Consider the following 12,828-nt stretch of genomic DNA (forward strand, 5'->3'; position numbering starts at 1 on the left):
TGGACCGGCATGAACGAACCGTGATCCGCGCCCGGCTGCCGGTTCCTCCGGGCGCGGAATGGGTCGTGCCTCAGGCACGGGCGGCAAGCCGCTGGCCGACCAGCAGCATCCGCATCGTGTTCTCGGCGGCGTTGCGCAGCAGTTTCGCACCCTCGCCGATGGCCTTTTCCAGCGAGCAGGGCCGCCGCATGATCGAGGCATAGGCGCCGATCCCGTGCTCATAGGTCTGGCGCGCGCCCTTGCCGATGGTGCCCGCCAGCGCGACGGTCGGGATACCGATCGCCTCGGCGCGGCGGGCGACCTCGCAGGGAACCTTGCCGAAGGGGCTTTGCGCATCCAGCGCACCCTCGGCGGTGATGACCAAGTCGGCGCGGCCCAGCAGGCGGTCGAAATCCAGGTAATCCAGCATGATCTGGAAACGCGGATGCAGCACCGCACCGGCAAAGGCGACCAGCCCGGCGCCAAGCCCGCCCGAGGCCCCGGCGCCCGGCATCGGCGCCACGTCCCGGCCCGTGGCCGCCATGATCGCCTGCGCATAGCGGGTCATGCCGCGGTCGAGTTGCTCGACCTGCTCGGGGCTCGCGCCCTTTTGCGGGCCGAAGACGCGGGCCACGCCGCGCGGTCCCAGCAGCATGTTGTGCCAGTTCACCGCCGCGTCGATCCCGACCCCGGCCAGCCTCGGGTCCAGCCCCGAGACGTCGATCTGCGCCAGATGCTCCAACGCGCCGCCGCCCTCGGGCAATTCGCGCCCCTCGCCGTCCAGCAGCCGGGCGCCAAGCGCGCGCGCCATGCCGGCACCGCCGTCGTTGATGCCGCTGTCGCCGCAGCCGATCAGGATGCGGTCCACGCCATGGTCCAGCGCCTTCAGGATCAGTTCGCCCACGCCGCGGCTGGTGGTCAGGGTCGGGTCGCGCCGGTCGCGCGGCACCAGCGACAGGCCGGCCGCGGCGGCCATCTCGATCACGGCGGTGCGCGGCCCATCGCCGCCCATCAGCCCCCAGAAACTGTCCACGGGTTGGCCCACCGGGCCGGTCACCTCGGCCTGCATCAACCGTCCGCCGGTCGCGGCGACCAGCGCCTCGGTCGTGCCCTCGCCGCCATCGACCATCGGCGCGGTCAGGATGGTCGCATGGGGGGCGGCGCGGCGGACGCCCCGCGCGATGGCCTCGGCCACATCCTTGACCGAAAGCGATTCCTTGAAGCCCGAAGGCGCGATCAGGACGGTGAGAGACATTTTCATATCCTTTCCGGTTGTCTGATGGGGTTACGTCCGCGCCCCCTGCCTTATTCCCGGCAGGGGCGAAAAATTCCGCCCAGGCGTGAAAAAGGCGGCCCCGTGCCGCCCTGTCATCGCGTTTGCAGCGGATTACCGGATGACAAGCCGGATGCCCGCAGGCCGCAGGATGTGGTTCAGCGCCCGCAAATCGGACTCAGGGCGCGACTGGCGGACCTTGGGCGGCTGCGGGACGGCTTGGGCCAGCCGCTGGGGTCGGGGCAAGGGCCGCGCTGCCTCGATCACCGGGGCGGCAGGGGGCGGCAAGGCCACGGCGGGTGAGACCAGCATGGCGGCGGACAGGGTCGGAACGGGCGCCGGTTGCGCATCGTCCCGCATCCGCGCCAATTGCGCGGGCCAGACCAGCAGGGCAAAGCCGACCAGCAGCGCCGTCACGACCGGCGCCAGCGGCAGCGCCAGCCGGATCAGGTCGCGCTGGCCAAAGCCCGCTTCCTCGGCCTGGCCGAAGATCGCCACCGGCTTGGCCGAAGCCATCATGCTTTGGCAAAACCCCGTGCCCATCACCGCGACCATGACCATCAGCGCCGGGTCGTGCCCCATCGCCGCCAGCGGCAGGGCCACCGCCGGGATCAGCACCGCCGCGCGGGCCGAGCGCGAGGTGATCGCCAGATGCGCCAGCACCGCCACCGCAGACAGCAGCACCACCACGATCGGCAGGCTGCCCGACAGGCCGGGCGGCAAGGCCGCAAGCGCCTGGCCCGCCAGCCAGCGGTCGGCCCCGGTCGCGACCATCGCCTCGGCCATCAGCACGGTCGCGGACATGTAGAGCAGAAGCTCGGTATCGACGGCGCGGAAGATCTCCTTGGGCTTGCGGCTGGTGAAGGGTGGGGTCAGCAGCACCAGCGCCCCGATCAGCGCGACCAGCGCCATGCCGATCCCGTGCAGCCCGGCCGTCAGCCACAGGCCCACGACCAGCGCCAGCACCAGCCCGATGCGGCGCTGGCGGGCGCGGGTGGCGGCGTCCGGGGCGGGCGTGGCGATGCGGGGCAAGGGCGCCAGCAGCGCCACGCGCGGGACGAACAGCCACAGGATCAGGCCCGCGCCGGCAAGGCTGGCCAACAGCGAAAACGGCAGGCCGAGCATCGCCCATTCCACATAGCCAAGATGGATGCCGGTCGCGCCCCGGATCGCCTGCGCCGCCAACAGATGCGCCCCCGCCCCGATCAGCGAGGCGCCGGCCGACAGCAGGATCACCGTCGGGAACAGCAGGGCCAGCGGGCGGCGCAGGCGCGGATCGGGCAAGGCCGCCGCGATGGCGGCAAAGACCGGCAGCAGCAGCGCCGCCCGCCCCGAGGTCGAAGGCAGCACGAAGGCCGTGCCGGCGATGGCCAGCGTCAGCCACAGGAAGAAGGGCACGACCCGCATCCCCCGCGCCAGCAGCGGCGCGACCAGCCGTTGCGTCAGCCCCGCCTCTTTCGCCACGGCGGCGATGACAAAGGCCGACAGCAGCAGCCAGATCAACTCGCTGCCCAGGGCCGCGAAAAGCTGCGCCTCGGTCAGCACGCCGCCAAGGACCAGCGCCAGCACGGCAGCCAGCGCCACCAGCGATTCCGGCAGGCGCGTGCCGACCCAGCCAAGGATCGCGAGGCCCGAGACGGCCAGGGCAACCCGGCCCGGGGCCGAGAGCGTCTGGGGCAGGCCAGCCAGCAGCGGGATGGCGGCAGCCAGGACGGCGACGCTAAGGTGGCGCCGGCTTGGTTGCGGCAGGGCGGCAAGCGGGGACAGGCTGCGGGCGGTCATGGCGTTCTCCTGTGCATTTCCATGACAGGATTACGACCGCCCCGGCCGGTTATTCCCGCAGCATCGCCCCTTCTTCCTCGGGCGTCAGGGGATCGGCGGCGCCAATGGCGGCCAGCGCCGCGTCTATGGACCCCTCGCCCGAGGCCGGGCGATAGTCCGCGCCGCCTTGCTGCGCCGTCGCGGCAAAGCGTTCCTGCCAGCCATCGCCTTCGCGGCAGGCCAGCACGATACGCAGCACCTCGTCCCGGGCAGTCTCGTATTCGCGGCAAAGCCTGCCGTCCGAGGCGCGGAAGGACGCGATCATCGCCAGCTCGCCGCCATCCTCCAGCGGCTGGACCTGGCCCGAGGACAGGCTTTCCAGCGCCGCCAGTTCCGCCGCGCCGATCCCCGGCGCGGGGGCATCCGTCCATTGCCACCAGCCAAGCCCCAGCGCGACGACGGCGGCCGAGGCCGCCGCGGCCAGCCAGGGCCTGCGGTTGAGATTGGCGGGACGCGGCGCCTCCGGCACCGGATGGGGTGCGGGTGCGGCGGCGGCGGCGCGGATCATCGCGGCCAGCGGGTCTTCGCCGGTGGCGTCCTTGCGCAAGCCCCCCAGCAGGCGCCGCGTTTCTTCAAAGCGATGCAGGCGGGCCTGCAGGTCGGGATCGCCCGCGACGGCACGCCGGATCTCATCCGCGCGAGCGGGGTCCAGCTCGCCATCGGCCAGTGCCATCAGGGTTTCGTCGTCGATCTGCATCGCCCCATCCTTGTCGCGGTCCTGCCCCGAATACGCACCCGGCGTCATCTTATTCCCAATCTTTCCGAAAGGGCCAGCCGCGCGCGCGACAGGCGGCTCATCACCGTGCCCATGGGAATGTCCAGGATCCGCGCCGTCTCGGCATAGCTCATCTCCTCGACGCAGACGAGGTGCAGGATCTCGCGCTGGTCGGGGGGCAGTTCGGCCATCGCCGCCTCGACGCTTTGCAGCATCAACCGCGCTTCCAGCCCCGGTCCGGGGTCGGTCGGCAGGGCCTCGGGGATCTCATGGATGTCGATCTTCGTGCCTTCCCGGCGCTGGCGGCGGGTCTGGTCGATGAAGGCGTTGCGCATGATGCGGAACAGCCAGGGCTCCAGCCGCTGCGCCCGGTCGAAGCTGGCCGCGTTGGCGATGGCGCGCTCGACCGTTTGCTGCACCAGGTCGTCGGCCTGGTCGCCGCGCCGGGTCAGCGACAGGGCATAGCGCCGCAGGTTGGGCAGCAATGCGATCATGGCCTCGCCGAAGCCTGCGTCCATTCACCCTCTCCACGGCGTCGGAAAATTGACCAGAGCAGGGAATAATGGAATCTGCAATGCGTAGAAAGTCCCGAAGCCGTCTCATAGCAAGGTGATGCCGATGCGCCTGCCGATATTGTTGCTGTCCCTGGTCCTGGCCGTTCTGCTGGCCGACATGCGCCCGCAGGCGGCCGGCTGGGGGATATCCGCCGCATGGGCGGATGACGACGACGACGCGCCGGTCCGCCGCCGCGCGCCACGGGTCCAGCCCGCGCCCCTGCCCACCCGCGCCCCGAACGAGGTCATTGCGCGCGGGCTGTCCGAGGCCGACCTGACCGTGCTGGAGGATACGGGCTTTCGCGTGCTGCGAGAGGTCACGCTGGCCGCCGACCGGCCGCTGCACCGGCTGCGCAAGCCCGACGCGATGACGATGGACGCGGCGCGCGCGACGGTGCGCCGGATGGGCTCGGCCGAGGCGGCGGACTTCAATCATTTCTACCGCCCCGGCAATGCCGCCGCGTCCTCGTGTCGCGGTGCGGATTGCCCGGCGCGGCAGATGATCGCCTGGCCCCAGGATACGACCGGATGCGGCGGGCCGGTGCGCATCGGCATGGTCGATACCGGGCTGAACGCGGATCATGCGGTGCTGAAGGACGCGCGCATCCGGGTCCACAGGCTGGATCCGGGCAACGGGCTGGACGCCTCGGACGCGCTGCACGGCACCGCCATCGCGGCGCTTCTGGTCGGGCGGGCGGACAGCCGCACGCCCGGCCTGGTGCCGGGGGCCGAACTCGTCGCCGTCGATGCCTTCCACAAGCGGCGCGGGGACGAACGCGCCGACGCCTTCGCCCTGATCGAGGCGCTGGATTATCTGGCGGCGCAGGAGGTGGACATCGTGAACCTGTCGCTGGCCGGCCCCCGGAACACCGCTCTTGGCCAGCAGATCCGCCGTATGGACCGGCAGGGCATCGTGCTTGTCGCGGCGGCGGGCAATGGCGGCCCGGCGGCCAAGCCGGCTTTCCCCGCCGCCTTCGCCCCCGTGATCGCCGTAACTGCCGTGGACCGCCGCGAACAGGTCTATCGCCGCGCAAACCGGGGCGAGCATATCGACCTGGCAGCCCCGGGGGTGAATGTCTGGACCGCGGCCTCGATCAGCGGCGCGCGGACCAAGACCGGCACCTCCTATGCGACGCCTTTCGTGACCGCCGCAGCAGCGTTGATCCTGCAAGCCCGGCCCGGCCTGACCCCGGCCGAGGTGCGGGCGCAATTGCAGGAAACCGCGCGCGACCTGGGCAAGGCCGGCCCCGACGAGATCTTCGGCCACGGCCTTGTCCAACCCGTGGCCGAATGCCGGAACTGAACGCGACGGCCCACCGGGAAATCTTCCGGCAGTCGATGGACCTCATCGCCATCGCGCCCTTGCTGGGCGGCGAGTTGACGGCCTTACCGACGACCCCGGACGGCGCACATCCATCCCCCATGGCTCGGCAAGGACCGCACGGTCAGCCTGCTGACGGGCCCGAGCCGGAGGCGGCATCGCCCGCCGGCTTGTTCGCATCATCGACCAGGCGGCGATGGCGGCGAGCCTCGGCCAGCACGTCCTCGAACCGATCCAGCCCCTTGGCCTCCAGCGCCGCGATCAGCCGCAGATAGGCTTCGGCCGTGGCGCGGGCGTCGCCCATGGCGGTGTGGCGCGCCTCGGGCGGGATGACGATGCCGAGCCGCTCGGTCAGCGCATCCAGCGAATGCGGCGCCGACTGGCCCCAGAGCATCGCCGAAAGCAGCACCGTATCCAGCACCTGGTTGTCGAAATGCGCCCCGGTCTCAGGCACCGCGCGGCGCAGGAAGCCCATATCGAAGGGCGCGTTATGGGCGACCAGCACCGTATCCTCGGCGAAATGGTGAAAGGCGGTCAGCGCTGCGGTCATGTCGGGCGCACCGGCCACCATCGCATCCGTGATCCCATGCACGGCGGTCGAGGCGGGCGGGATCGGCCGGCCGGGATCGACCAGCGTGTCGAAACGCTCGCCGGTCAGGCGGCTGCGGGCGATGCGCAGACCGGCGATCTGCACGATGCGGTCGGCGACGGGGTCAAGCCCGGTCGTCTCGGTATCGAAGACCACGCAGGTCAGATCGGCCAGCCGCGACGAGGTCGCGCCGCGCCGCGACAGGGCAAAGTCATAGGTCAGCCCGGCGCTGTCCGGCCGGCCCGCCGCGATCGGCAGCGGCAGGACCAGCCGCGCCTGACCGTCCCGCGCCTCGGTCCAGATGCCGGTGGCATGCGCGGCCAGGATCTCGTGCCCGGTCAGTTCGGGCTGCGCCGGATCGGGCGGCTCGGCCAGCCAGGCCTCCAGCCGGTCCATGGGCAGCGCCGCCCCGGTCCAGAGCAGCAAGAGCCGCGCCTCGGACGCCTCGGCCTCGGCCCCGGCCTCGGCGGCAAGGCGGGGGGCCGCGCCCTGCTCGCGCAGGCGGCGGTCCAGATGGCGCAGCAGCCCGTTCACGCCGGCCGCGTCGGCCAGCAGCACCAGCCGGGGCTGGTCGGGCGCCAGGTCCAGCCCGGCAGCCAGTTCGTTCAGCCCCGCCCCTCCGCGCGTGGCGTCGCCGCTCATCGCCTCGGTCAGTTCGCGCAGGACGTTGGCCAATCCCTGCCCCTCGCTCTGGATCGCCTGCGCCAGCGCGGGCGGGATCGGTCCCTCCAACGCACCCAGCATCGGCACCAGGGTCGCGGCATGGCGGCGCAGAGTCTCCAGCAGGTCGCGCGGCGCGGGGTGCTGCGGCGGACGGTCGTTCAGGATCAGCAGCGTGCCGCCATCGACCCGCCGCATGCGCCCCCACAGCCGCTGCCCGGCCGAGGTCAGGCAGGTCAGGTCGGTCGCCGCCGCCCCCGCCGCCAGCCGCGCCGCTCCGGCCTCCAACGCACCGCCGGGCAGATGGCGCTCGATGGGGCGGTCCAGCGCGATGCCGGGCAGAAGATGCGCGGCGGAGGCATTGTAGAACATCACCCGGCCGGCCGGATCGGTCATCACCGCGCCGGCACCGATATCGGCAAGGATGGATTCCAGCGTCTCCTTTTCGCGTTGCAGGTCGGCGGCATGTTCGGCGACCGCATCGGCCAGTGCCTCTGCCGAACGCGCCCGCGCCTCGGCGGCGTCGCGTGCGGCGGGGCCCAGATCGGCAAGATAGCGGGCCTCCTCGATCTCGGGGGTCTGGCCGGTGCGCAAGCCCCCGGCCAGCAGCTCGATCGGGCGGGCCACGTTGCGGTCGAACAGGAACCAGATCCAGACGATCATCCCCAGCGCACCGAACCCCACGATCAGCGCCGCAAGCGCCAGCGCGTCCAGCATCGCCTGGACCGGGACGCCCCGGCCCGCGAGGCTTGCCCCCGCCACCCACAGCCCCGCCGCCAGGACCGCGAGGACGGCGCCCGCAAGCCCGGCAAAGATCAGCAGAACCCGGGCCCTCAGCGACAGCCGCGTCAGCATCGTCCCCCCAGCAGCCGCGCCAGTTCCGCGCGCAGCTCGGACAGCTCGAAGGGCTTGGCGATGAAGCCGTCCGCCCCCAGCGCCAGCCCCTTGCGGCGTTCCACGACCGAGCCGCGCGCGGTCATCAAGAGCACCCGCACGTCGTTCAGCGCCGGATCGGCGCGCACGTCCTGCACGATCTGGTAGCCCGAGACGTCGGGCAGCATCACGTCCAGCAGCACCAGATCGGGATGACTGGCGCGGATTTCCTCGAGCGCGCCGGCGCCCGTGGCCATGCGGCGGTGCTTGTGGCCGTCGCGCGACAGCAGGAAATCCAGGGCGGTGGCGATATTGTCCTCATCCTCGACCACAAGGATATCTGCCATCAGCCTCCTCCCCCGCAGACGACGGAATAGGCCGGGTCCGATGGGCCGGGCGGCGACCATGCGCCGCGTGCCGGCCGGACCAGCCCCTTCGCGCAATCGAATTCCTGCGGCACGACCAGCGTGGGGCCGCGCCGCTCGACCAGCGTGATCCCGGCCCGGCGGATGCCCTCGGCGGTCTCCGAGATGCCGGCCGGATCAAGGGCGGCAAAGCGGATCACGACCGGCGCCAGATAGGTCCAGGGCGCCCAGGGCTGGCTGTCGCGGCCCACCAGCAGGATCTGCGCGTCCGCGGGCAGCCGGGCGACCGCACGGTCATACCAGGCGTAATCGTTCCAGACCGCATAGGAGACCATCGCAAGGCCGATGCCCGCCGGCAGCAGCCAGCGCGCCGGCGCCAGCCCCAGCTTGCGCAACAGGTGCATCCCGGCATAAAGCAACGCCGCCGCGCCCACGCCGACCGCGATCACGCCCAGCAATTCGACCCCGATCCCGGTCATATGCCCCTCATCCCAACATTCCCTTGCCATGGCCCAGCGCCGATTGCATCCCCCGCACCACCACGAAGGCGTCGCGCAGGTGGCTGCGCTGAAAGTCGGGCAGCGCGGCGGGGGACAGGTGGTTCCCCGGCCGTTCGCCGGCGCGGATCTGCGCGGCCTGGTTCTCCAGCCGCGTGGTCTGGATCAGGTCGTAGGCCGCGATCAGGTCGCGCGCGCCGCTGCCCGAGATGATGCCCGCCCCCTGCGCCTCGACCAGCCGGGCGCGGGTATTGACCGGGGTCAGCTGCCCCTGCAACGCATAGATCCGCGCCAGGTCGGACACCGGCACGACGCCGCTTAGCTTCATGTCGATCTGGTTGCGATGCTCGCCGGTGCGCACGGTCGCAAAGCCGCCGATCAGCCCCAGGGGCGGGCGGTGCTTCAGCGCGTTCGAGATCATATGCGCGACGAAGATCGAGTTCTTCGCCGCCATCCGCAGCGTCTCGGCCTGCAGCCCGTCCAGCAGCGCGGCATCGCCGCCGATGGCGCGCAGGTCGAACATGACCGAGGCCAGCATCTGCGCCTCGGGGCTGGGATGGGTGATCCAGTCGTGGAAATAGCCGCGCCAGACGCGGCGCGGCTGGCGCCAGCGCGGCGTGATGGCCATCATCTCGCCCGGGCAATAGACATAGCCGCATGCGTTCAACCCGTCGCAGACAAAGCGCGCAAGCTCGGCGAACCAGGGATCGTCCGGGTCGCAATCGTCGCCGAGAATCAGGCAATTGTCCTGATCCGACACGCCGGTCTGTTCCTGCCGCCCCTGGCTGCCGCAGGCCGCCCACAGCCACGGGCCGGGCGGCGGACCCAGGCGCGCCTCGGCCATGACCAGCAAGCGCCGGGTCACCGCATCGGCAATGTCGGTGATCATGCGGGTGATGGTTTCGTGCCGGTGATGGCCGTTGACCAGTTGCAGCAGCAGTTCGGGAATGCGTGCGGTCGCCGCCGCCATGTCGCCGACATCCTCGGATTGCGCGATGTCGCGGATCAGCGCCGAGGCCGAGATCGCCTGCACCCGCGTCAGGTCGGTCTGGCTGACCATGCCGACGAAGCGGCCCTTCTCGACCACCGGCAGATGGCCGATACGGCGCTCGAGCATGATGTTGAGCACGTCATAGCCCAGCTCCAGGGGCGACAGCGTGATCGGGTCGGGCGTCATCACCTGCGCAACCGGCACATTCGCGTCGCGCCCCTCGGCAACGATGCGGTTCGAGATGTCGCGGATGGTGACCAGCCCGACCAACCGGTCCCCGTCCAGCACGCCGATGCTGCTGACGCGGGCATCGCGCATGGCGCGGGCGGCCTCGATGGCGGGGGTCTGGGGGGTGCAGCTCAGCGGCACCTGCCGCCCGATCAAATCCCCGACCTTCAGCAGCGCCAGAGCGCTCTCGCGGTCGCCGGGCAGGCCGCTGCGGTCGAAGAAACGCGCCACCGCGCGATGGCTGCCGATCAACCGCATCAGTTCGGCGCGCGGCAGCATCAGCACGGTCGTATCCTCGACGGCGGTCGCCGTGGTCACCGCCACCCCGTCGCGCAGCAGCCCCCTTTCGCCGAATGAATTGCGCGCCACCAGTTCCGAAACGGAATCCCCGGCAGCATCCGAAACCCGGACAAGGCCGCTTTCGATCAGGTAAAGCCCCGCCAGCCGGTCGCCATGGCGATAGATCACGCTGCCGGCCGGATAGGTCCTGCGCTTGAACGATGCCGCGGCCCGCGCCAGCTCGTCCTGCGGCAGGCTGTCATAGGGATGAACCGAGGCGATGAATGCGGCGATGTCGGTCATGGTCCTGCCCTGCCGATTGGCGGAAAGGCCGCGCCCCGCAGGGGGCGCGGCCGTTCGTCAGTGGGCCTGCGCCCCACCGGCGCCGCGCGGAACGCGGATCGACTCGACCAGGTCGCGCACCTCGGCAGGCGGCTCCTTGGTGGCGCTGGACACCAGATAGGCCACCGCGAAGTTGATCACCGCACCGATGGTGCCGAACGAGGCCGGCGAGATGCCGAACAGCCAGGCATCCGCCGTATCCGGCAGCATGTTGGTCCCCGAGATGAAGAACCAGCCCTTGTAGGTGAAGATATAGACCAGGGTCGAGATGACACCGGCCAGCATCCCCGCGATCGCGCCTTCCTTGTTCATGCGCGTCGAGAAGATGCCCATCATCAGCACCGGGAAGATCGAGCTTGCCGCCAGCCCGAAGGCCAGTGCCACCGTCTGCGCGGCAAAGCCCGGCGGATTCAGCCCCAGGATCGTCGCCACCAGGATCGAGACCCCCATCGAGACGCGGGCCGCGAACAGCTCGCCCTTCTCGCTGATGCCGGGATTGATCGCGCCCTTGATCAGGTCGTGGCTCACCGCGCCCGAGATCGCCAGCAGCAGGCCCGCCGCGGTGGACAGCGCCGCCGCCAGGCCGCCGGCGGCGACGATGGCGATGACCCAGCCCGGCAGGTTGGCGATTTCCGGGTTGGCCAGAACCATGATGTCGTTGTTCACCGTGGTCAGCTCGTTGCCCTGCAGGCCCTGCTCGGCGATCACGGCGGCCAGCTGTTCGTTCGCCGCCCCGGCCTCGTTGTAGTACTGGATCAGGCCGTCGCCGTTCTTGTCCTCCCAGTTCAGCAGGCCCGTCACCTGCCAGTTGCGCATCCAGTGCAGGTCATCGCGGTTCTGGATGTCCTCCAGCGACACGGCGGGCTGGCTGAACGTCTGGCCCGTCTCGGCGCCCGGCCACATGGTCGCGGTCAGGTTGAAGCGCGACATCGAGCCCACCGCCGGCGCGACGGTATAGAGCAGCGCGATGAAGACCAGCGCCCAGCCTGCCGATTTGCGCGCATCGGCCACCTTCGGCACGGTGAAGAAGCGGATGATGACATGCGGCAGGCCCGCGGTGCCGATCATCAGCGCCATGGTGAACAGCACCATGTCCAGCGTCGACTGGTGATGCCCGGTATAGGAGCGGAAGCCCAGATCGGTCACCACCTGGTCCAGCGTCGCCAGGAACTTGGTGTCCGATGCGTTCAGCGTGCCGAACAGCCCGGTCTGCGGCAGAACATGGCCGGTCAGTTGCAGCGCGATGAACACCGCCGGGATGGTATAGGCGATGATCAGCACGATGTATTGCGCCACCTGCGTATAGGTGATGCCCTTCATCCCGCCCAGCACGGCATAGACGAAGACCAGCGCCGCGCCGATCCACAGCCCGGTCGAGCTGGACACTTCCAGATAGCGCGAGAAGGTCACGCCGACGCCGGTCATCTGGCCGATCACATAGGTGATCGAGATGATCAGCAGGCAAATCACGCCGATGATCCGCGCCGTGCCCGAATAGAAGCGGTCGCCGATGAATTCCGGCACCGTGAACTTGCCGAACTTGCGCAGATAGGGCGCAAGCAGCATCGCCAGCAGCACATAGCCGCCGGTCCAGCCCATCAGATAGGTCGAATTGTCATAGCCGGTAAAGGCGATGAGGCCCGCCATCGAGATGAACGAGGCCGCCGACATCCAGTCGGCCGCCGTGGCCATGCCGTTCATGACCGGGCTGACGCCGCGGTTGGCGGCATAGAATTCCGCCGTGGAACCGGCGCGGGCCCAGATCGCGATGCCGATATAAAGCGCGAAGGACGCGCCGATGACGATGAGGTTAAGGGTAAACTGGCTCATGGGATGCTCCTCACTCGTCCACGCCGTGTTCGGCGTCGAGCCTGTTCATGCGCCAGGCATAGAAGAAGATCAGCGCGATGAAGACCAGGATCGAGCCCTGCTGCGCGAACCAGAACCCCAGGTCGGTTCCTCCCACCGAGATGCCCGCCAGGATCGGCCGCAGGATGATCCCGAAGCCATAGGACACCAGGGCCCAGATGATCATGCACAGCCAGATCAGCTTGAGATTGGCCTGCCAGTATGCGTTTGACGATTGTCTGTCACTCATGTCCTTAAAATCCTCCCTTTTTTCAGACATGTCGTTCCGTCTTTTTCGACGTGTTTTCCCCTCCGTTTCCCCCGGCGAAAAAGGCCGGGGGCGTCTTCCGCGCCCGGGTTCAGGCGCGGTTCATTCTGTTTTCGATGAGTTGGTCCACGACGCCCGGGTCTGCGAGCGTGGAGATGTCTCCGAGGGCGCCGAAATCGTCCTCGGCGATCTTGCGCAGGATGCGGCGCATGATCTTGCCCGAAC

The 12,828-nt window shown here is 69.9% G+C and carries 11 protein-coding genes; 1 reads left to right on the forward strand and 10 read right to left on the reverse strand.

Features of this window, described 5'->3' with window-relative positions; translation table 11 throughout:
* Positions 1-70: 70 nt before the first annotated feature.
* The 4 genes from QPR87_RS21625 to QPR87_RS21640 form a co-directional block, all read right to left on the reverse strand.
* Entirely contained in the window at positions 71-1,234 is a 1,164-nt protein-coding gene (locus QPR87_RS21625; protein WP_285051315.1) for a glycerate kinase family protein, read from the reverse strand.
* A 132-nt stretch (positions 1,235-1,366) separates the two neighbouring features.
* Complete coding sequence (locus tag QPR87_RS21630; protein ID WP_285051316.1) at positions 1,367-3,034, reverse strand: SLC13 family permease; 1,668 nt, start codon at positions 3,032-3,034, stop codon at positions 1,367-1,369.
* A 49-nt stretch (positions 3,035-3,083) separates the two neighbouring features.
* Positions 3,084-3,770, reverse strand: a complete 687-nt coding sequence (locus QPR87_RS21635) for an anti-sigma factor family protein (RefSeq protein ID WP_285051317.1) — start codon at positions 3,768-3,770, stop codon at positions 3,084-3,086.
* Positions 3,771-3,814: 44 nt separating this feature from the next.
* Positions 3,815-4,306, reverse strand: coding sequence for an RNA polymerase sigma factor (locus QPR87_RS21640; RefSeq protein ID WP_011750782.1), 492 nt, complete (start codon positions 4,304-4,306; stop codon positions 3,815-3,817).
* Between the two features lie 100 nt (positions 4,307-4,406).
* Between QPR87_RS21640 and QPR87_RS21645 the strand changes: the two genes are divergently transcribed.
* The gene (locus QPR87_RS21645; protein WP_285051318.1) at positions 4,407-5,645 is read left to right on the forward strand and encodes a S8 family serine peptidase; all 1,239 of its coding nucleotides are present in this window, start codon (positions 4,407-4,409) and stop codon (positions 5,643-5,645) included.
* A 142-nt stretch (positions 5,646-5,787) separates the two neighbouring features.
* On the opposite strand, the gene QPR87_RS21650 is transcribed toward QPR87_RS21645, so the two are convergent.
* From QPR87_RS21650 to QPR87_RS21675, 6 genes are read right to left on the reverse strand one after another with little or no spacing between them, the layout of a single operon-like run.
* Entirely contained in the window at positions 5,788-7,767 is a 1,980-nt protein-coding gene (locus QPR87_RS21650) for a 3'-5' exonuclease (RefSeq protein WP_285051319.1), read from the reverse strand.
* Entirely contained in the window at positions 7,761-8,132 is a 372-nt protein-coding gene (locus QPR87_RS21655) for a response regulator transcription factor (RefSeq protein WP_011750779.1), read from the reverse strand. The genes QPR87_RS21650 and QPR87_RS21655 overlap by 7 nt, the downstream gene beginning before the upstream one ends.
* Positions 8,132-8,629: a hypothetical protein gene (locus tag QPR87_RS21660; protein WP_104494291.1), complete on the reverse strand. Its 498-nt coding sequence runs from the start codon at positions 8,627-8,629 to the stop codon at positions 8,132-8,134. Before QPR87_RS21660 ends, QPR87_RS21655 begins: the two co-directional genes overlap by 1 nt.
* A gap of 7 nt (positions 8,630-8,636) precedes the next feature.
* Positions 8,637-10,448, reverse strand: a complete 1,812-nt coding sequence (locus tag QPR87_RS21665; RefSeq protein WP_104494292.1) for a DUF294 nucleotidyltransferase-like domain-containing protein — start codon at positions 10,446-10,448, stop codon at positions 8,637-8,639.
* 57 nt (positions 10,449-10,505) lie between these two features.
* Positions 10,506-12,317 (reverse strand): sodium:solute symporter family protein, encoded by a 1,812-nt coding sequence (locus tag QPR87_RS21670; RefSeq protein ID WP_285051320.1) that lies wholly within the window; start codon positions 12,315-12,317, stop codon positions 10,506-10,508.
* Between the two features lie 10 nt (positions 12,318-12,327).
* Positions 12,328-12,585, reverse strand: a complete 258-nt coding sequence (locus QPR87_RS21675; protein ID WP_011750775.1) for a DUF4212 domain-containing protein — start codon at positions 12,583-12,585, stop codon at positions 12,328-12,330.
* Positions 12,586-12,828: the final 243 nt, after the last annotated feature.

The organism is Paracoccus sp. SSJ, assembly GCF_030234105.1.
Taxonomy (GTDB): domain Bacteria; phylum Pseudomonadota; class Alphaproteobacteria; order Rhodobacterales; family Rhodobacteraceae; genus Paracoccus; species Paracoccus denitrificans.

What these genes read in the sequence shown, in the direction of transcription:
- QPR87_RS21650 (WP_285051319.1), bottom strand. Translation starts at nt 7,767, where the DNA reads ATGCTGACGCGGCTGTCGCTGAGGGCCCGGGTTCTGCTGATCTTTGCC.
- QPR87_RS21630 (WP_285051316.1), bottom strand. Translation starts at nt 3,034, where the DNA reads ATGACCGCCCGCAGCCTGTCCCCGCTTGCCGCCCTGCCGCAACCAAGC.
- QPR87_RS21675 (WP_011750775.1), bottom strand. Translation starts at nt 12,585, where the DNA reads ATGAGTGACAGACAATCGTCAAACGCATACTGGCAGGCCAATCTCAAG.
- QPR87_RS21670 (WP_285051320.1), bottom strand. Translation starts at nt 12,317, where the DNA reads ATGAGCCAGTTTACCCTTAACCTCATCGTCATCGGCGCGTCCTTCGCG.
- QPR87_RS21645 (WP_285051318.1), top strand. Translation starts at nt 4,407, where the DNA reads ATGCGCCTGCCGATATTGTTGCTGTCCCTGGTCCTGGCCGTTCTGCTG.
- QPR87_RS21635 (WP_285051317.1), bottom strand. Translation starts at nt 3,770, where the DNA reads ATGCAGATCGACGACGAAACCCTGATGGCACTGGCCGATGGCGAGCTG.
- QPR87_RS21660 (WP_104494291.1), bottom strand. Translation starts at nt 8,629, where the DNA reads ATGACCGGGATCGGGGTCGAATTGCTGGGCGTGATCGCGGTCGGCGTG.
- QPR87_RS21655 (WP_011750779.1), bottom strand. Translation starts at nt 8,132, where the DNA reads ATGGCAGATATCCTTGTGGTCGAGGATGAGGACAATATCGCCACCGCC.
- QPR87_RS21665 (WP_104494292.1), bottom strand. Translation starts at nt 10,448, where the DNA reads ATGACCGACATCGCCGCATTCATCGCCTCGGTTCATCCCTATGACAGC.
- QPR87_RS21625 (WP_285051315.1), bottom strand. Translation starts at nt 1,234, where the DNA reads ATGTCTCTCACCGTCCTGATCGCGCCTTCGGGCTTCAAGGAATCGCTT.
- QPR87_RS21640 (WP_011750782.1), bottom strand. Translation starts at nt 4,306, where the DNA reads ATGGACGCAGGCTTCGGCGAGGCCATGATCGCATTGCTGCCCAACCTG.